Raw genomic sequence first — 17,954 nt, 5'->3', positions numbered from 1 at the left:
CCACTCATGCTGTTGTAGTTTTTATAGTCCTGGCGCCGAAGCAGCAGAACCGGGTCAGATATCTTGGATATCCTCGCGGAAAATGCCCCCGGCAACTGTACCGGTACAGTGTAGAGCGCCGATTGTTGGCAAGGGAAGCTGGCGCTTGGGGGCAAAACCTGAGGGTGTCGCTTAATTGAAAGAAAAAGACAGAATGGCGGCGGGGTTCGTCGGACAAATCGGCAATCCCTGGCTTTCCTGCGCTTTTCAATCGGTACTCCAATTGCTACCGGGTTTTTCTGCCAGACCACCGACGTTATCATTCGCGCCGATTTCTTTTCCGGACAGCTCCCATGAATCAAGAACCTAGCACCCTCTATGCCAAACTGCTTGGTGAAACCGCATCCATCACCTGGAAGGAGCTGGAGCCGTTCTTTGCCAAGGGTGCCCTATTGTGGGTCGATCCGGCCCTGGATTTGATCGTTGCCGCCGAGGCCGTGGCCCGGGACGAAGGTACCAAAGTCGCCGCCTGGCTGGCTGCCGACCAGCTCGCCAAGCTGTCTGAAACGCGGGCGCTGGATTTTTTCGAGCGCGATCCGCAGCTATGGGCCGTGGTGGTTTCGCCGTGGATTATGATCCAGGAAAGGGCGTCGATTTAATTTGCGCACCAACTTGGTTCGTATTTCCTCCGGGCTAAAAGTGTGTAGGTGAGTAGCGTGATGGCACCCTGCCGTGGTGAAACGCCACAGGGGAGGGTGACGTATACGTAACGGGAACAGTTTATGGGGCAGCCGGTGGGCTGCTTAATTGTTTCTGAATGTTGTCTCGATGGTGTGTTCAAGGCCGCCTTCGCGAGCAAGCCCGCTCCCACATGGAACCGCGTTTCTTCAGAAAGAATGCGGTCCACGGTGGGAGCGGGCTTGCTCGCGAAAGGGGCGACGCGGTGTTGCGCCTGCCTCAATAAGTCTTGCCCGTATGGTTATTAAGCGAAATAACCTTGGTCTTGCCAATGCGGTGACGGTAGATCTCGCGCAGGTACTTGATGGATTTCTTCACGCAGTCGCGGGACAGGCGGATGTCGTTGATCGAGACGAACTTGTCTTTGTCGCTGATCAGCTCGCGGTATTTCTTCTCGTACATCGGCTTGATCGCGTACCAGTTGGTGTCGAGGATCTTCGCCGGGTTTTCGAACTCGTTGAGCAGATCGTCGATGCGCTCTTCGTCGAAGTCTTCATTGATGATGAAGTCCAGGATCGAGTTGTCCAGGGTCTCATCGAAGCGATACGGGGTGCGGGCAAAGCAGCGCTTGATGAATGCCACGATCAGGGTCAGGAAGTCATCCGACAGGCAGGGGCTCTTGGCGATCAGGGTGGTCAGCGACAGGTTGGCCGAGGCGCCGATCACCAGTGCGTAGCGCTTGAGGGTGGTGTTGGGGAACAGGCTGTTGAGGTGGGTCTTGAGCCGGTTCAGGTCCATGTAGGACAGTTTGTAGTCCTTGGGCAACGAGACGATCGAGACCACCGACGAGCAGTTCTTGAAAAAGTGCAGGTCATGCAGTGCGGCGGCGTCATAACCGGAGTTCTTGTATTGCTCCAGCGAGGCCCGGTAGCGCTTGGATTCAATTGGCAACAGGCTGATGCCTTCGATCGCCTGGGTGACCTTGTTGAAGTGCGGCAGGTCGATGGAGCGGAAGAACAGGTCATCGATATTCAGGCGTGGCGGCTCTTTCTCGAACACCTTGAACTTGTCGCCGCTGGGCGCCGGGGTCTCCGGAACGACGGACTCGGCATAGGCAATCGCCACTGGGCCGGCCAGGCTCATGAACAGGTCGTTGGCGTCCAGGCGGATGGTCTCGCCAATGTCGATTCCAGCACGACGGAAATAGTTCTGGTCGTAGTCGGTGGTCACGGCCTGGGCGGTGAGGATGTTGAAAATCTGCTGGGAAATGTACTGGTTGGCGTGTTTCTCCATGGCATTGACGTCAATGTTCTGGATGTTGCCGTCATCGCTCTCTTCGGCGTAGCGCATGATGTCGTTGGAGATCAGCATCATCGCGTTCCAGGGGCGGATTCGGCCCATGACGCTGGCTTCGCTGCTGTCTTCGTTGGCGAAGTTGTACGAGAAATCCCATTCTTCGGACAGGTACTTGCACAGCAGGCGTCCGGCGTTGATGTGCAGCGCTTCGGACATTTCGCTGCGGTGATCGGAAATGTTCGGCAGTACGCAAATGCCGCTGGTGAAGATCGGCTCGAAGACGAAGGAATGACCGCTCTTGCTGTCGTGTTCGTCCATCGGCTTGGTGTCGAACGTCTTGTTCATGTACGAGTACTGCTGGGCCAGGCCGAACTCCGAGGCCATGCCGGAACCGGTCCCGCCGCCGGCACTGAAGATCGAAAAATACAGGCGCGACTGGTTGGCCTTGATGCCGCAGCTGTCGATCAGGTACGAGTGGATCATTTTCCAGTCGGGGCTGGAGAAGCGCTGGGTGTCCTTGTTCAGGATGATCTTGGCCAGGTACTGGCCCAGGATCGGCGCGTTACCCGCGCCGCCGGCGTGGACTTCTGACAGGTCCATGATTTTCATCTTGCTGTAGTCGCGCAAAAAGCCGCTTTTTTCGCCTTTGCGCGAAAAACGGATGCGTCCGGCAATATCCTTGTCCAGGTCGCCGAGCATCACCAGCGGCTCGACCAGGAACACCGGTTTGCTCGCCTTGCTGGCGCCCAGGCGCAGGTTGTTGCGGATCCACTGCGCCGGGCTGTAGCCCTTGTCGTTGTAGCCTTTGTCTTCGGCGTTGAATTCGTTGAGATAGAACTTGCGGGCGTTGTACACCAGCTCGGCTACGTCCAGAGCGATGTTGGAGCCACAGCGGCCCAGGCCGATCAGGCACACGGACGGGAACTCCTGCTGGTCGCGTTCGCTTTCGTCGTCCACCAGGTGCGGCGGGCGCGGGAACACGCTGTTACGCAGGCCGTCGAGGTTGTCGAGGATGCGGTCGGTGTTGGTTTCGGTGAAATACAGATACTGCTGAGTCGCCAGGGGACGCGAGCTGCTCGATGGTTTCGAGGTTTCAGGGCCGTTGGCCGCCGGGCTCAGCGTCAGATCGGATACTGCAGTGGCTGTTTTTTTAGAGGTCATTGTGCGCCATATGCCTGAACTGGTCGGTTCGATGAGCGCTGTCATCGGACCGTCGAGGATGGGAGCTCGCGCCCTTGGTGGCGCGAAGGTCGGCCCAAGCGTTCAGGGGGCAGCCTGAGCAGCGCTCGGGAAAATCTTTTCCTGATAGGTTGAATCGGCCATCAGAAGGCGATCTTTAGTCGAAATAAGGCAAAATGATGTCAATTGCTTCAGGGAATTGACCATAGTCACTAAACACGCCGCCCGCCATGGGCGGGTATCAGCCATGCGAATGATTGGAGACAGCGCGCGCGCCGCTGTCTAGATTGCAGACTCCGGGTTCGGACGCCTCGCCGTGCCCCATAACAATAAAGAGACGGACCCATGCAGAACTCGACCCAAGCGGCGAATGCCTGGCGCATTCTGTTCCTGCTGTTCCTGGCCAACCTGTTCAACTTCTTTGACCGCACCATCCCGGCGATCATCATCGAGCCGATCCGCATGGAATGGAGTCTGAGCGACTTCCAGATCGGCATCATCGGCACCGCCTTCACCATCGTCTACGCCATCGCCGGGCTGCCGCTGGGGCGCATGGCCGATACCGGTTCGCGCAGCAAGTTGATGGGCTGGGGCCTGGCGACCTGGAGCGGGCTGACGGCGGTCAATGGTTTGGTGGGCAGTTTCTGGGCGTTTTTGGTGGTACGCATGGGCGTGGGGATCGGTGAAGCCAGTTACGCGCCGGCGGCCAATTCGCTGATCGGCGATCTGTTTCCGGCCCACCGCCGGGCGCGGGCCATGGGCATTTTCATGCTGGGGCTGCCGATCGGTTTGCTGCTGGCGTTCTTCACCATCGGGGCGATGGTCAAGGCCTTCGACAGCTGGCGCGCGCCGTTCTTTATCGCGGCGGTGCCGGGACTGGTGCTGGCGGTGTTCATGTTTTTCATCAAGGAACCCAAGCGCGGCGCGGCGGAAGCGGTGCAGATATCCCAGGAAAAAATCGACAGGCCGATCCGGCGGGTGCTGGCGATTCCTACTTTCCTATGGCTGGTGCTGGCGGGGTTGTGTTTCAACTTCGCCACCTATGCCTGTAACTCGTTTCTGGTGCCAATGTTGCAGCGCTACTTCCTGATGCCGCTGCACGACGCGGCGGTTGCCACCGGGATCATGGTGGGCGTGACCGGGCTGTTCGGGTTGACCCTGGGCGGCTGGATTGCCGATAAGATTCACCAACGAGTACCCAACGGACGCCTGCTGTTCGCCGCGTTCAGCCTGGTGATCTCGACGGCCACCACGGCTTGGGCGTTGTATGCCGGGCGGATTGAAATTGGTGTGTTCGTCGCGGTGTTCAGTGTCGGCTGGCTGTTTGCCTATACCTTTTATACTTGCGTGTACACGGCGATCCAGGACGTAGTCGAACCGCGCCTGCGGGCCACGGCGATGGCGTTGTTCTTTGCCGGGTTGTATCTGTTGGGCGGAGGCATGGGGCCGGTGGTGGTGGGTGGTTTGTCTGACTACTTTGCCCATGCAGCCATGGCTGCGGCCAGCGCTCCGCAGATGACCGAGGCGTTCAAGGCCATTGGCTTGCATGACGCGATGTTCCTGATCCCGGTGGCGCTGTTCCTGACCATGGTGTTCCTGTTCCTGGCGTCGCGCTGTTTCGTGCGTGATGCCAAGCGGATGAAGGATGGGATGAGTGGGGTGGCGCCGCTGGAGGGAGTGGTGGCGCCGGCTTGATAGCATCTGTGGGAGCAAGCTTTGTGTGGGAGCAAGGCTTGCCCGCGATGAAAGCGATGCGGTCTTTCAGAAAACCGAGGCGCCTGTTTCGCGAGCACGCTTTGCTCCCACAGATCCCTCTTGGCAGGTATTTCGTGCATTCTGCCTACCGAACCTTGTCATCCCGCCCACGCAACACGTGATTGGGCATCGCCACTGCCGCCGCCAGCCCCAACAACGACACCGCTGCGCTGATCAGCAGCAAATGCCGGAACGTTGTCTGCAACTCCTGACGCAAGGCGTGCTGTGCTTCGCCGGGTGCAGCGTTCAATCCATCCAGCAACACATTGCCGGAATGTCCTTCACCCATCGGCGACGAACCGGCGAGTTGGGCAAAGCCTGAATCCTGCAGCAAGGCCAGCAGCAACGCCGACATCAGCGCCACGCCCACGGCGCCACCGAGGGAGCGGAACAGGTTGGTGGTGCTGGTGGCGACCCCGATGTCGTGCTGTTGCACCGAATTTTGCGACCCCACCAGCGAAGTCGGGAACTGCATGCCGGAGGCGATGCCGCTGAGCAGCATGAACAGGCTGCTGAGCCAGAACGCGCCGGGCGGGGTGAAGGCCATGCCGAGGATGGCGAACGGAAAGAGCAGGGCGCCGCTGAGGATCATCGGTTGGTAGTGGCCAGTGATCGAGGTACGGCGTCCGGCGAAATACGCACCCATCGGCAACCCCATCGCCAATGGCAACAGGTGCAACGCTGCGCTGTCAGCGCCAGCACCGGTCACGCTCTGATAGCGCAACGGCACCAGCACCGTCAGGGAAATGGCCTGAAAACTGGTGAAAAACACCGTGCACCAACACAACACCGCGCTGCGGTTGAGGAACAGGTGCATCGGCAACAACGGTTCCCGGGCCCGGCGCTCCTGCCAGACGAACACTCCCAACGCCATCACGGCACAACTCAGCAGCCCCAGGACGTCGCGGCTGTGCCAGGCGTGGCCCTGGCCAACCTCGGTAATCCCCAGCAGCAGCGCGGTCAGGCCGATGATCAGCAGCACGGTACCCAGGTAATCGATGATCGGCTTACGGTGCGGCACCGGCAACCCGACCAGGGTGCGCCGGGCAATCAGCCAGGCACCCAGGCCCAGGGGCAGGTTGATCAGGAATACCCAGCGCCAGGACAGGTACTCGGTCATGTAGCCGCCCAACACCGGCCCGGCCACGCTGGCCACCGCGTACATGCTGCTGAAATACCCCTGGTAGCGGCCGCGTTCGCGCGGCGGCACGATGTCGCCGATGATGGCCTGGCTCACGGAAATCATCCCGCCGGCGCCGATGCCCTGGAAAATGCGCGCCAGCACCAGTTGTTCCATGTTTTGCGCCAGACCACAGAACAGCGAGGCCAGGGTGAACAGCCCCATGCCGAACAGCATCAACGGCCGCCGTCCATAGAGATCTCCGAGCTTGCCGTAGATCGGCACCGCCACGGTCATGGCGACCATGTAGCCGGAAATCACCCAAGCCAGCAGGCTGACATCGCCAAATTGGGCGGAAATGGCCGGCATCGAGACGGCAACGATGGTTTGGTCCAGTGCACCGAGAAAAATCGCCAGCATCAGGGCTACTAGCACACTACGGATGGCGGGCTGTGGGGCTTGGGGGGTATGGGCTTGAGTCAAGGCAGAACCTGCGGGCATCACGCCTGGGTGGCGAAGGGACTGCCCGCAGTTTAAGTCGATAGCCGGCTATTCGATAGCCTCATAAGGAAGTCCGACGTAGTTTTCCGCGATGGTTTTTCGACCGGCCTCGGAGTCGACGAAATATTCCAGCTCCGCTTCGCTGATGCGCTGGTTGAAGGCGTCGTCGTCGAAGCGGTGCAGCATGGAAGTCATCCACCAGGAGAAGCGCTCGGCTTTCCACACCCGTCGCAGGCAAATGGCGGAGTATTTTTCCAGCAAGTCCGTACGGCCGTCGCGATAGACCTTGAGCAGAATGTTGAACAGCGTGCTCACATCACTGGCGGCCAGGTTCAGTCCCTTGGCGCCGGTGGGCGGGACGATGTGGGCTGCGTCACCCACCAGGAACATCCGTCCATATTGCATCGGCTCGACCACGAAGCTGCGCAGCGGCGCGATGCTTTTCTCGATGGAGGGACCGGTCACCAGGGCTTGCGCCAGGTCGGCTGGCAGGCGGTTTTTCAGTTCCGACCAGAAGCGCTCGTCCGGCCAATCGGCCACTTGCTCCTCGGCGGGCACTTGCAGGTAATAACGGGTGCGAGTCTTGGAGCGCATGCTGCACAGGGCAAAACCACGGTCGTGACGGGCGTAGACCAGCTCCTCGTGAACCGGCGGAGTGTCGGCCAGGATGCCGAGCCAGCCAAACGGGTAGACCCGCTCGAAGACCTTGAGTTTTTCCGCAGGGATCGACTGGCGCGCCACACCATGGAAACCGTCGCAACCGGCAATGTAATCGCAGTCCAGGCGCCAGGTTTGCCCTTGGTGCTCGAAGGTCACGAAGGGGCTGTCAGTCTGCATGTCATGGGGCTGGGCGTTGCCGACCTGATAAAGCGTGCGGGCGCCGGCGGCTTCACGGGCGGCCATCAAGTCGCGGGTGACTTCGGTCTGGCCATAGATCATGACGTTTTTACCGCCGGTCAGCCCCTTTAGATCGATGTGCACCCGACGACCGTTGAGCGCCAGCTCAAAGCCGTCATGGGGCAGTCCCTCGGCGTCCATGCGCTGGCCGACGCCGGCCTGGCGCAGCAGTTGGGCCATGCCTTGCTCCAGCACACCGGCGCGGATGCGGCTGAGCACATAGTCCGGGGTCTGGCGTTCGAGGATCACTGTGTCAATTCCAGCGTTGTGCAGCAACTGGCCGAGCAGCAGCCCAGAGGGGCCGGCACCGATAATGGCAACTTGGGTCTTGAGGGTTTTCATTGTTGTTATGACTCGCACGAAGCACGCGACCAGGGCCGGTGTTGTTTGGGGTGCTTGCATTTTTCGCTTGCGGACCTGTCAATTGAAGGGGAAAACTGAGCCGATACCTGTACTTTCTACCAATCGGTGCGATTATCGCCCGCAACCCAGGCCGATCCTCGTGATGAAAAAAACAGACCTGCCTTCAATCCCGGTATTCAAGCTCTACGGCGAGAGCCTGGATTGGCCGACGCCGGACCTGCTGCACTGTGAAACCATTTCCAAGCGCAGCCGAGAGCACCAATGGGAGATCAAACCCCATCGGCATGCCGATCTCTGTCAGTTGTTGTTTGTCTTCAAGGGCCAGGCGGAGCTGGAAATCGAAGGCCAGCGCACACGGCTCGACGAGCCGGCAGTGCAGATCCTGCCGCCGTTGTCGGTGCATGGCTTCCGTTTTTCCGAGGATGTGCAGGGTTACGTGGTGACCCTGGCGGCACCGTTGGTGACGCACCTGCAATCGCAGTTGGGCCATTCGGTCAACGTGCTGGCCCAGGCCGAAAGCTACCCGGCCCTGGAAGATGCCGAATACCTCAATAGCCTGTTCAGCGCCTTGCAGGCTGAATACAGTGGGCATCAACCGGCCCGGGAAATGCTGATGCATGCCTTGGTCAGCGTGATCATGGTCTGGGTCAGTCGTCAGGTGATGCAGCGGCGCACGCAGGCCCAGCGCCCACAACGCGCGCGCGAGTACCTCAACGGGTTCATTCAGTTGGTGGAAGAAACCTATCGCCAGCATGTCAAGGTCGAAGACCTGGCCCATCGCTTGGGCATCTCGGTGTCGCACCTCAACGGCACTTGCCGGGAGCTGGCGGGGCAGCCGGCCCTGCAGATCATGCATGAGCGTCAACTGCTGGAGGCCAAGCGGCTGCTGACCTACACGGGCATGACGATTTACGAGATTTCCGAAATCCTCGGCTTTTCCGACCCGACCAATTTCACCCGGTTGTTTCGCCGGCGGGTTGGCATTTCCCCCAAGGCTTTCCGTGACCGGCTCAAGACCGATCAGCCGGACGACTGAGCACGCCTCAGCGCAGGGCGTTCAGGGTCGCAGTGTGAGGGATGCAGCGTTCGAAGTTGCAACTGGCGTATTCACGCGGCAACTGCCTGGCCTGTTCGACCCGATAGGCCGCCGTGCCATACAGCGCAAGCGTGGCGGTGCAGGTGACAAAAATGGCGAGGCGTCTTCTTGTTTTGATGTTCATGGCGGTGACCTCTGAACGAATACCCGGGGGTACTACTTTCAGCATAGGTCAGCCGTAGCGGGTTGCCAGTCAGCCAGGCTTTGTGTGTAACCCGATATTCAGAACGCTGATAACGCCCTGTTGGTGGGAGCCGATTTGTGGGAGCAAGGCTTGCCCGCGATGCAAACACCTCGGTGTAACTGATAGACCGAGGCGATGCCATCGCGGGCAAGCCTTGCTCCCACAGGTCTGCTCCCACACATCTGCTCCCACAAACAGGGAGTAGGGGCTTTCGGGCGATTATTCCAGGTGTTCGGGCTTCATCGGATCCCCTGGCTTGACGTCCAGTTGTTTGCGTACGTCTTCGAACATCTCGTCGTAATACTTGTGCATCGAGCCAATGCTGGCGCTCTTGGGCATGCCGTATGTCTGAGCGATGCGCGTGGCATGGCGGGCGAAGTCGAAGGCCTGGTCCTTGGCCAGGAAAAAAGTCTCGTCCACGGTTTTGTCCTCGACCGTGCCGTGCAACCGGAATGACATGCCCTGACCTTCCTTGGGATCTTGCTCAACCTGATAGTCGATACACAGGTTGTAGCTGAAATCATCCTTGCTCAGCGCGTGGCGTTCCATGTGCAGGTGACCGGGTTCGAACATGGCCATAAACGACTCTCCTTCGAAGGCGTGGGTGTAGGGCAGACCGTGAGTCCGCCCTGCAAGTTTCCTGTTACCGATAAGCGATGCCAGGTTGGGCCGTACTGATACGGGTACCGGCGCTGCCTTGGACGATGGCTTCGATGTCCGAGAGTGAGCCGATCACCGCGACCTTGCCAGTGTTGCGGGCAAACTCGCAGGCGGCCAGGACTTTCGGCCCCATGGAACCGGCGGCAAACCCCAGCTTATCCATTTCATCGGGGTGGGCCTGGGCAATGGCTTGCTGGGTTGGCTTGCCGAAATCGACGAACGCGGCGTTGACGTCGGTGGCGATCACCAGCAGATCGCTTTCCAGTTGTTCAGCCAGCAGCGCCGAGCACAAGTCTTTGTCGATCACAGCTTCGACACCCTGCAGCTTGCCGTCGGCGTCGTACATCGTCGGGATACCGCCACCGCCGGCGCAGATCACGATGCTGCCCTTTTCCAGCAGCCACTTGATCGGGCGGATTTCGAAGATGCGCTTGGGCCTGGGGCTTGCGACCACGCGGCGGAACTTGTCACCGTCCGGGGCAATCGCCCAGCCTTTTTCGGCCGCGAGTTTTTCCGCCTCAGCCTTTGTGTAGACCGGGCCAATGGGCTTGGTGGGGTTCTGGAACCCCGGGTCGTTGGCGTCCACTTCGACCTGGGTCAACAGCGTTGCGAACGGCACTTCGAAGTCCAGCAGGTTGCCCAGTTCCTGTTCGATGATGTAGCCGATCATGCCCTCGGTCTCGGCGCCGAGCACGTCCAGCGGATACGGCGTGACCGAGGTGTAGGCCGCGGCCTGCAGCGACAGCAGACCGACCTGGGGGCCGTTGCCGTGGGCGATGACCAGTTGGTTGCCAGGGTGGATTTTCGCGATCTGTTCGGTCGCCGTGCGGATGTTGCTGCGTTGGTTGTCGGCGGTCAGGGGTTCACCCCGACGCAGGAGGGCGTTTCCGCCCAGGGCTACGACGATGCGCATAATGCTGTCCTTTCAAAAATGGAACGAACAACGCAGTCCCCTGTGGGAGCGGGCTTGCTCGCGAAGGCGGTGTTACAGGCAACATTTATTTAGACTGATACACCGCTTTCGCGAGCAAGCCCGCTCCCACACTGGATCGCATTCCAACATGGGGCCGGGTGGGTCTTTAGATATCCGCCAGCGCCGACACGAGGATCGCCTTGATGGTATGCATGCGATTTTCCGCTTGCTCGAAGGCGATGTTGGCCGGCGATTCGAAGACCTCTTCGGTCACTTCCACGCCATTGGCCAGGTTCGGATAACGGGCGGCGATGTCTTTGCCGACCTTGGTCTCACTGTTATGGAAAGCCGGCAGGCAGTGCATGAATTTCACCCGGGGGTTGCCCGAGGCTTTCATCATTTTTGCGTTGACCTGATACGGCAGCAGTTGCTCGATGCGCTCGTCCCATGCCTCCACCGGCTCGCCCATCGACACCCAGATGTCGGTGTGGATGAAGTCCACGCCCTTGACGGCTTCCTGCGGGTCTTCGGTGATGGTAATGCGTGCGCCGCTTTCGGCGGCGAAGGCCTGGCACTGGTCGATGAAATCCTGGTGCGGCCACAGGGCTCTTGGCGCACCGATGCGTACGTCCATGCCCAGTTTGGCGCCGATCATCAGCAGCGAATTGCCCATGTTGTAGCGGGCATCGCCCAGATAGGCGTAGCTGATGTCGTGCAGCGGTTTATCGCTGTGTTCGCGCATGGTCAGGGTGTCAGCGATCATCTGGGTGGGGTGGAATTCAGCGGTCAGGCCGTTGAACACCGGCACGCCAGCGAACTTGGCCAGCTCCTCGACGATCTCCTGCTCGAAGCCGCGATACTCGATGGCATCGAACATCCGTCCCAGCACCCGGGCGGTGTCTTTCATGCTCTCTTTGTGACCGATCTGCGAAGAGACAGGGTCGATGTAGGTGACGTGGGCGCCCTGGTCATGGGCTGCGACTTCGAAGGCGCAGCGGGTGCGGGTCGAGGTTTTCTCGAAGATCAGCGCGATGTTTTTGCCCTTGAGGTGTGGCTGCTCGGTGCCGGTGTATTTGGCACGCTTGAGGTCCCTGGACAGGTCCAGCAGATAATGCAGCTCGCGGTTGGTGTGGTGCATCAAACTCAGCAGGCTGCGGTTGCGCATGTTGAAAGCCATGATGTGGATCTCCTTGGGTTCGGTTATCCCCTGGGTTGTGTTGGATAAACAGCAACCCAGGCTCAAAGGTCAGTAGTCGATCGGGTCGCGAATGATTGGGCAGGTCATGCAATGACCGCCGCCACGGCCTCGGCCCAGCTCGCTGGCGCTGATGGTGATGACTTCCACGCCGGCCTTGCGCAGCAGGGTGTTGGTGTAGGTGTTGCGGTCGTAGCCGATCACCACGCCCGGTTCCAGGGCCACCACGTTATTACCGTCGTCCCATTGCTCGCGTTCGGCGGCAAAGCTGTTGCCGCCGGTTTCCACCACGCGCAGCGTCGGCAACTTGAGGGCGGCGGCCACAGTATCGAGGAAACTGCCTTCCTCGCGGCGCACGTCGATACCGCCGGGTTTGCTCTCGTCGGGGCGCAGGGAGAAAGCGACGATCTGGCTCACCACTTCGGGGAATACCGTGACCAGGTCGCGGTCGCAGAAACTGAACACGGTGTCCAGGTGCATGGCTGCGCGGGACTTCGGCAGGCCGGCGACGATCACTTGCTCCACGGCCTTGTTCTTGAACAGGTTCAGCGCCAGTTGGCCGATGGCCTGGCGGGACGAGCGTTCGCCCATGCCGATCAGCACCACGCCGTTGCCGATGGGCATCACGTCGCCGCCTTCGAGGGTGGCGTTGCCATGCTCCTGGTCCGGGTCGCCGTACCAGATCTGGAAGTCAGCCTGGGTGAACTCCGGGTGGAACTTGTAAATGGCGCTGGCCAGCAGGGTTTCCTGGCGGCGCGCCGGCCAGTACATCGGGTTGAGCGTCACGCCGCCGTAGATCCAGCAGGTGGTGTCGCGGGTGAATTGAGTGTTGGGCAATGGCGGCAGGATGAAGCTGGAGTGGCCGAGGAAGTCGCGGAACATCTGGATGGTCTTGCCACCGAAACTGTCCGGCAAATCATCGGCGGAAACACCGCCGATCAGGAATTCGGCGATGTGGCGCGGCTCCAGGCTGCGCAGCCACGAATCGACTTCATGCACCAGGCCCAGGCCCACCGAGTTGGGGGTGATCTTGCGCTCAAGAATCCAGTCCAACGCCTCGGGGATGGCGACGATGTCGGTCAGAAGGTTGTGCATCTCCAGCACATCGACGTCACGCTCGCGCATCTTGGTGACGAAGTCGAAGTGGTCGCGCTTGGCCTGGTTGACCCAGATCACATCGTCGAACAGCAGCTCGTCACAGTTGTTAGGGGTCAGCCGCTGATGGGCCAGGCCTGGGGAGCACACCATGACTTTGCGCAGTTTGCCGGCTTCGGAATGGACGCCGTACTTCACTTTTTCCGTGGTCATTACAAAGATCCTCCAGATAAAACAATCAGTCGGTTACAGAGTCAGGAAGCCGTCGTAGAGCCCGTAGGCAGCCACCACGGCGCCTGCGATCACTGCGGCGAAAATCAGCTTCTCGACAGAGGTGAAAACCGGTTTGCCCACTTCGCGCTTGGCCTTGGCGAACAGGATCGCGCCGGGGGCGTAGAGCAGGGCGGAAAGCAGCAGGTATTTGATCCCGCCGGCATACAGCAGCCACACCGCGTAGATCAGGGCGATCGCCGCAACCGTCAGGTCCTTGCGGCGGTCGGCCAGCGCGTTCTCGTAGGTCTCGCCGCGCACCGCCAGCAGCAGCGCATAGGCGGCTGACCACAGGTACGGCACCAGGATCATCGAGGTGGCGAGGTAGATCAGCGACAAGTAGGTGCTGGCCGAAAACAGGGTGATGACCAAAAACACCTGGACCATCGCGTTGGTCAGCCACAGGGCGTTGGCCGGGACGTGGTTGGCGTTTTCTTTACGCAGGAACGCCGGCATGGTGTGGTCCTTGGCGGCGGCGAACATGATCTCGGCGCACAGCAGCACCCAGGACAGCAGGGCGCCGAGCAGCGAGATGATCAGGCCGACGCTGATCAGCACCGCGCCCCAATGGCCGACGACATGCTCCAGCACCGCAGCCATGGACGGGTTTTGCAGTTTTGCCAGTTCAGGCTGAGTCATGATCCCCAGCGACAGCACGTTCACCAGCACCAGAAACAGCAGCACGGTGATGAAGCCGATGACGGTGGCCTTGCCCACGTCGGTGCGTTTTTCGGCGCGGGCGGAAAAAATACTCGCGCCCTCGATGCCGATGAACACCCACACGGTGACCAGCATCATGTTGCGTACCTGATCCATCACGCTGCCCAAGTCTGGGTTCTTCAGGCCCCAGATGTCGGCGGTGAAGATATCGAGCTTGAAGGCGAACACTGCAATCAGCACGAACAGCACCAGCGGCACGACCTTGGCGACGGTGGTTACCAGGTTGATGAACGCGGCTTCTCTGATGCCGCGCAGCACCAGCCAATGCACCGCCCACAACAATACCGAGGCGCCAATCACTGCGGCTACGGTGTTGCCCTCGCCAAAAATCGGGAAGAAGTAGCCCAAGGTGCTGAACAGCAACACGAAGTAACCGACGTTGCCCAGCCAGGCGCTGATCCAGTAACCCCAGGCCGACGAGAAGCCCATGTAGTCGCCAAAACCGGCCTTGGCATAGGCATATACACCGCCGTCCAGATCGGGTTTACGGTTGGCCAGGGTCTGGAACACGAAGGCCAGGGTCAGCATGCCGACGGCGGTAATCGCCCAGCCGATCAGTACGGCGCCGACATCGGCACTGGCCGCCATGTTTTGTGGCAAGGAAAAAATTCCCCCGCCGATCATTGAACCGACCACCAGTGCAACCAGCGCACCCAATCGAAGTTTTCCGGGGGTATCAGACATTTGCGAGACTCCAGTGCAGGAGAAGAGAGTCAACAGACTAAGTCGATTTGAAAATTGAATAGCTGATCTGGATCAGTGCATGACAACATTCCATTGTTAATGAAAGACTTAATGTCCCTGGTGGGAAGATCAAGGTGGGGCTGTGATGTCCGGCTTAGAGAGGTTTTCCAGGGTGGGCAAGCAGTCCTGTCGCGGCATCGGAATATTCACGTTAGTTGGTTTTTACGAGTTGGCAACTATTTGTAGGTTGCTTTCATGACAGAATGAATCTGCCATTTTGGTCTTTTTCATTGTTATTTTCGGCTGTTGACTGCGTTAATAAACTTACAGACTTTAAATGGATGTCGTTATTTAAAAACGTTATGACGCTTTATCTAATTAATTAGTAGCGAGAAAAATATGGCGCAGCCGATGCAAAAGCTCCGACTCGGTGCATTGATCGCACTGGTGGTGGGCTCGATGATTGGCGGCGGGATCTTTTCCCTGCCGCAAAACATGGCGGCTCGGGCCGATGTCGGTGCGGTGCTGATCGGTTGGGGGATCACCGCGGTGGGCATGTTGACCCTGGCCTTCGTATTCCAGACCCTGGCCAACCGCAAGCCGGAACTGGACTCGGGGGTGTACGCCTACGCCAAGGCCGGGTTCGGCGACTACATGGGCTTTTCATCGGCCTGGGGCTACTGGATCAGCGCCTGGCTGGGCAATGTCGGCTACTTCGTCCTGTTGTTCAGCACTTTGGGGTATTTCTTTCCGGTGTTCGGCCAGGGCAACACGCCGGTGGCCATCGCTTGCGCGTCGTTGCTGCTGTGGGCGGTGCATTTTTTGGTGCTGCGGGGCATCAGAGAAGCCGCGTTCATCAACCTGGTGACCACCATCGCCAAGGTGGTACCGCTGGTGATGTTCGTTGTCATCGCCGCCGTGGCGTTCAGGGCCGAGGTGTTTTCCCGGGATATCTGGGGGGCGATGAACCCGGACCTGGGCAGCGTGATGAATCAGGTGCGCAACATGATGCTGGTGACGGTGTTCGTGTTCATCGGCATCGAAGGGGCCAGCGTGTATTCGGCGCGGGCGCACAAGCGTGCGGACGTAGGCCGGGCGACGGTCATCGGTTTTCTCGGGGTGCTGGCGCTGCTGGTGCTGGTGAACGTGTTGTCGTTGGGCATCATGAGCCAGCCGGAACTGGCGCGGTTGCAGAATCCGTCCTTGGCCGGGGTGCTGGAGCACGTAGTCGGACCTTGGGGCGCGTTGCTGATCAGCCTGGGGTTGGCTGTGTCGCTGCTGGGTGCATTACTGTCCTGGGCACTGCTGTGCGCGGAAATCCTCTACGCCACCGCCCGGGACAAGACCATGCCGGCGTTCCTGACCAGGGAGAACGCCAACCATGTGCCGGTCAACGCGCTGTGGCTGACCAATGGGATGATCCAGCTGTTTTTACTGATCACGCTGTTTTCCGCCGGTACCTATACCAGCCTGATCTACCTCTCATCCTCGATGATCCTGGTGCCGTACCTGTGGTCGGCGGCCTATGCGGTGCTGCTGTGCGCCCGCGGGGAAACCTACGAGCAGGCCTCGGCCCGGCGCATGAAAGACCTGTGCATCGGTGGCGTCGCGCTGTGCTACGCGGTGTGGCTGTTGTACGCCGGCGGGGTGAAATACCTGCTGTTGTCGGCGCTGCTGTATGCGCCAGGGGTGATTTTGTTTGCCCAGGCCAAGCGAGAACAGGGACAGCCCTTGTTCACTCACGTCGAGAAGGGGGTCTTTGCGTGTGTGATGGCCGGGGCGGGGGTGGCGGCGTATGGGTTGTACAGTGGGTTTTTGGCGTTGTGAGGCTTATCGCGATGTTGAGGCGATTCCTGTGGCGAGGGGATTTATCCCCGCTGGGGTGCGAAGCGCCCCCCCGCAAAAAAGCTTGGTGATTTGCCTGGCACACCGAGGCGCCAGGTTTCAGGGCCGCTTCGCGCCCCAGCGGGGATAAATCCCCTCGCCACAATGAACTGTCGTCGACACACAGGCATGGGTCGTCACCACCGTGCCCGATGCGCGCCCAATTCCGCCGCCGGCAAGGTCCATTGCAGCGGCGTCCCGGTGATTTTCAAGGGCACCTGCAGTCGATGGGCCGGTCCCCACGGCGTCTGTTCGACCACCAGTCCCTGATCATCCTCGGCCTCGGCCCGCAATAGGGTCGGGTCCCCCGCGCCATGCTCGATCAGCAGTTTCGCTGTGCGCGCCAGTGACAAACGTGCCGAGCCGCCCTGGCCGCTCGCCAATCGACGGGACAACAACACAATCGCGCTGGCGGCCATCAGGTATCCGGTGCCGTGGTCCAGGGCCTGCACCGGCAGCGGGGTCGGCTTATCTGTCTGTTTCCAGCCCATGCCGGCCTCGGCGATGCCGCTGCTCATCTGCACCAGGCTGTCGAAGCCGCGGCGGTTCTGCCATGGACCGCTCCAGCCGTAGGCGTTGAGGCTGACATCGATCAGGCCAGGCGCTATTCGCTGGCGTTGTTCGGCTCCGTAACCCAAGCGTTCCAGCGCATCAGCGCGGTAGCCGTGCAGGAGAATATCGGCGTCCATGAGCAATGCCTCGAATGCGACGCGGTCGTCCGGCTGATGCAGGTCGAGGCGGGCGCAGCGTTTGCCGAGAGTGACTTCCGGCACCACGCCGGGTTCGCTCCAGCCCGGCGGGTCGATGCGCAGGACGTCGGCTCCCAGGCCCGCGAGGAAACGGCTGGCGATGGGGCCTGCCAGCACGCGGGTCAGGTCCAGCACCTTGAGGCCGGCCAATGGCTGGGCCACGGTGCCGAGCCAGGGCTTGGGCTGTTGACCGGCGGTTGCCTCCAGATGAACCAGCGGCTCGGCATTCACCGCCCTGCCTTGGGGATGAATCTGCCACGCCTGCCACGAACGCATTTCGGCGGCGCAACCACCGGCTTGGACCACCGCGTGTTCCAGTTCGGCTTTGTTCCAGAGGGCCACTTTGGCCGCCATGTCGGCGCGGTCGTTGCAGGTGCCGAGGACTGTTTGCGCCGCCAGACGATGATGCGGCGCGTTGGTGTGCAGGCGAATCCAACCGTCGGCGGTAGCGTAGTCGCCAGCCACCGCATCCCACATCGGCGGTACGCTCCAGCCGAGGGGGCGCAGGGAAGTGGAGAACCAGAACGAGGCCAGCCGTCGGTCGACCTCGACAGGCGGCAGGCGGCCGGTTTGCTGATGGATCAGCTCGGCGGCGGCTTGGCCGGCCGCGGCGACGCTGGCGCAAGCCAGCTCCGTGACCGCGAACGCCGAGGGCAGGCCACCGTCGCCGGTAAACGTGATCGGGGTCGTGGGCAAACCCAGCGCGGCTTGCATGGACGTGAGCAGATCTGACATC

Annotated in this window: 14 protein-coding genes; 4 read left to right on the top strand and 10 right to left on the bottom strand. The window is 60.6% G+C overall.

The genetic code is table 11. The features are described from left to right. Positions 1–332: 332 nt before the first annotated feature. Positions 333–638 carry a DUF2288 domain-containing protein gene (locus PSH57_RS22485; RefSeq protein ID WP_256232055.1) on the top strand — a complete coding sequence of 102 codons (306 nt, stop codon included), beginning with the start codon at positions 333–335 and terminating at the stop codon, positions 636–638. A 298-nt stretch (positions 639–936) separates the two neighbouring features. On the opposite strand, the gene PSH57_RS22480 is transcribed toward PSH57_RS22485, so the two are convergent. After that, a complete protein-coding gene (locus PSH57_RS22480; RefSeq protein ID WP_305385646.1) occupies positions 937–3,114 on the bottom strand; it encodes a hypothetical protein in 2,178 nt (725 codons plus the stop codon). Between the two features lie 363 nt (positions 3,115–3,477). Here PSH57_RS22480 and PSH57_RS22475 point away from each other — a divergent pair, with 363 nt between their 5' ends. Beyond that, positions 3,478–4,827 (top strand): spinster family MFS transporter, encoded by a 1,350-nt coding sequence (locus PSH57_RS22475; RefSeq protein WP_305385644.1) that lies wholly within the window; start codon positions 3,478–3,480, stop codon positions 4,825–4,827. 145 nt (positions 4,828–4,972) lie between these two features. Here PSH57_RS22475 and PSH57_RS22470 read toward each other — a convergent pair whose 3' ends face one another. Together PSH57_RS22470 and pobA are read right to left on the bottom strand one after the other, a co-directional pair. Then, entirely contained in the window at positions 4,973–6,508 is a 1,536-nt protein-coding gene (locus PSH57_RS22470) for an MDR family MFS transporter (RefSeq protein ID WP_422766053.1), read from the bottom strand. A 48-nt stretch (positions 6,509–6,556) separates the two neighbouring features. Further along, complete coding sequence (gene pobA / locus PSH57_RS22465) at positions 6,557–7,747, bottom strand: 4-hydroxybenzoate 3-monooxygenase (RefSeq protein ID WP_305385641.1); 1,191 nt, start codon at positions 7,745–7,747, stop codon at positions 6,557–6,559. Between the two features lie 163 nt (positions 7,748–7,910). On the opposite strand from pobA, the gene PSH57_RS22460 reads away from it, so the two are divergent. Further along, positions 7,911–8,804 carry a helix-turn-helix domain-containing protein gene (locus PSH57_RS22460; RefSeq protein WP_305385639.1) on the top strand — a complete coding sequence of 298 codons (894 nt, stop codon included), beginning with the start codon at positions 7,911–7,913 and terminating at the stop codon, positions 8,802–8,804. Positions 8,805–8,811: 7 nt separating this feature from the next. On the opposite strand, the gene PSH57_RS22455 is transcribed toward PSH57_RS22460, so the two are convergent. The 6 genes from PSH57_RS22455 to arcD (PSH57_RS22430) form a co-directional block, all read right to left on the bottom strand. Further along, on the bottom strand, positions 8,812–8,988 hold the full coding sequence (locus tag PSH57_RS22455) for a hypothetical protein (protein ID WP_256232061.1): 177 nt from the start codon (positions 8,986–8,988) through the stop codon (positions 8,812–8,814). Between the two features lie 279 nt (positions 8,989–9,267). Then, entirely contained in the window at positions 9,268–9,627 is a 360-nt protein-coding gene (locus PSH57_RS22450; protein ID WP_305385638.1) for a DUF5064 family protein, read from the bottom strand. Between the two features lie 64 nt (positions 9,628–9,691). Then, positions 9,692–10,621, bottom strand: a complete 930-nt coding sequence (gene arcC, locus PSH57_RS22445) for a carbamate kinase (protein WP_305385637.1) — start codon at positions 10,619–10,621, stop codon at positions 9,692–9,694. A gap of 166 nt (positions 10,622–10,787) precedes the next feature. Further along, entirely contained in the window at positions 10,788–11,798 is a 1,011-nt protein-coding gene (locus PSH57_RS22440) for an ornithine carbamoyltransferase (protein ID WP_305385634.1), read from the bottom strand. A gap of 69 nt (positions 11,799–11,867) precedes the next feature. Then, the gene (gene arcA, locus PSH57_RS22435; protein ID WP_305385632.1) at positions 11,868–13,124 is read right to left on the bottom strand and encodes an arginine deiminase; all 1,257 of its coding nucleotides are present in this window, start codon (positions 13,122–13,124) and stop codon (positions 11,868–11,870) included. A gap of 33 nt (positions 13,125–13,157) precedes the next feature. Next, positions 13,158–14,585, bottom strand: coding sequence for an arginine-ornithine antiporter (arcD, locus tag PSH57_RS22430; RefSeq protein ID WP_305385630.1), 1,428 nt, complete (start codon positions 14,583–14,585; stop codon positions 13,158–13,160). 399 nt (positions 14,586–14,984) lie between these two features. On the opposite strand from arcD (PSH57_RS22430), the gene arcD (PSH57_RS22425) reads away from it, so the two are divergent. After that, complete coding sequence (gene arcD, locus PSH57_RS22425) at positions 14,985–16,412, top strand: arginine-ornithine antiporter (RefSeq protein WP_305385629.1); 1,428 nt, start codon at positions 14,985–14,987, stop codon at positions 16,410–16,412. 194 nt (positions 16,413–16,606) lie between these two features. On the opposite strand, the gene PSH57_RS22420 is transcribed toward arcD (PSH57_RS22425), so the two are convergent. After that, complete coding sequence (locus PSH57_RS22420; RefSeq protein WP_305385628.1) at positions 16,607–17,953, bottom strand: CoA transferase; 1,347 nt, start codon at positions 17,951–17,953, stop codon at positions 16,607–16,609. Position 17,954: the final 1 nt, after the last annotated feature.

Origin of the sequence: Pseudomonas hefeiensis (genome assembly GCF_030687835.1) — a bacterium.
Taxonomy (GTDB): Bacteria; Pseudomonadota; Gammaproteobacteria; order Pseudomonadales; family Pseudomonadaceae; genus Aquipseudomonas; species Aquipseudomonas hefeiensis.
Note: the sequence above shows the minus strand (reverse complement) of the source record. Positions and strands in the feature narration are given on the sequence as shown.

Coding starts and splice junctions, on each gene's coding strand:
- PSH57_RS22485 (WP_256232055.1), top strand. CDS start 333: ATGAATCAAGAACCTAGCACCCTCTATGCCAAACTGCTTGGTGAAACC.
- PSH57_RS22480 (WP_305385646.1), bottom strand. CDS start 3,114: ATGACCTCTAAAAAAACAGCCACTGCAGTATCCGATCTGACGCTGAGC.
- PSH57_RS22475 (WP_305385644.1), top strand. CDS start 3,478: ATGCAGAACTCGACCCAAGCGGCGAATGCCTGGCGCATTCTGTTCCTG.
- PSH57_RS22470 (WP_422766053.1), bottom strand. CDS start 6,508: ATGCCCGCAGGTTCTGCCTTGACTCAAGCCCATACCCCCCAAGCCCCA.
- pobA (WP_305385641.1), bottom strand. CDS start 7,747: ATGAAAACCCTCAAGACCCAAGTTGCCATTATCGGTGCCGGCCCCTCT.
- PSH57_RS22460 (WP_305385639.1), top strand. CDS start 7,911: ATGAAAAAAACAGACCTGCCTTCAATCCCGGTATTCAAGCTCTACGGC.
- PSH57_RS22455 (WP_256232061.1), bottom strand. CDS start 8,988: ATGAACATCAAAACAAGAAGACGCCTCGCCATTTTTGTCACCTGCACC.
- PSH57_RS22450 (WP_305385638.1), bottom strand. CDS start 9,627: ATGGCCATGTTCGAACCCGGTCACCTGCACATGGAACGCCACGCGCTG.
- arcC (WP_305385637.1), bottom strand. CDS start 10,621: ATGCGCATCGTCGTAGCCCTGGGCGGAAACGCCCTCCTGCGTCGGGGT.
- PSH57_RS22440 (WP_305385634.1), bottom strand. CDS start 11,798: ATGGCTTTCAACATGCGCAACCGCAGCCTGCTGAGTTTGATGCACCAC.
- arcA (WP_305385632.1), bottom strand. CDS start 13,124: ATGACCACGGAAAAAGTGAAGTACGGCGTCCATTCCGAAGCCGGCAAA.
- arcD (WP_305385630.1), bottom strand. CDS start 14,585: ATGTCTGATACCCCCGGAAAACTTCGATTGGGTGCGCTGGTTGCACTG.
- arcD (WP_305385629.1), top strand. CDS start 14,985: ATGGCGCAGCCGATGCAAAAGCTCCGACTCGGTGCATTGATCGCACTG.
- PSH57_RS22420 (WP_305385628.1), bottom strand. CDS start 17,953: ATGTCAGATCTGCTCACGTCCATGCAAGCCGCGCTGGGTTTGCCCACG.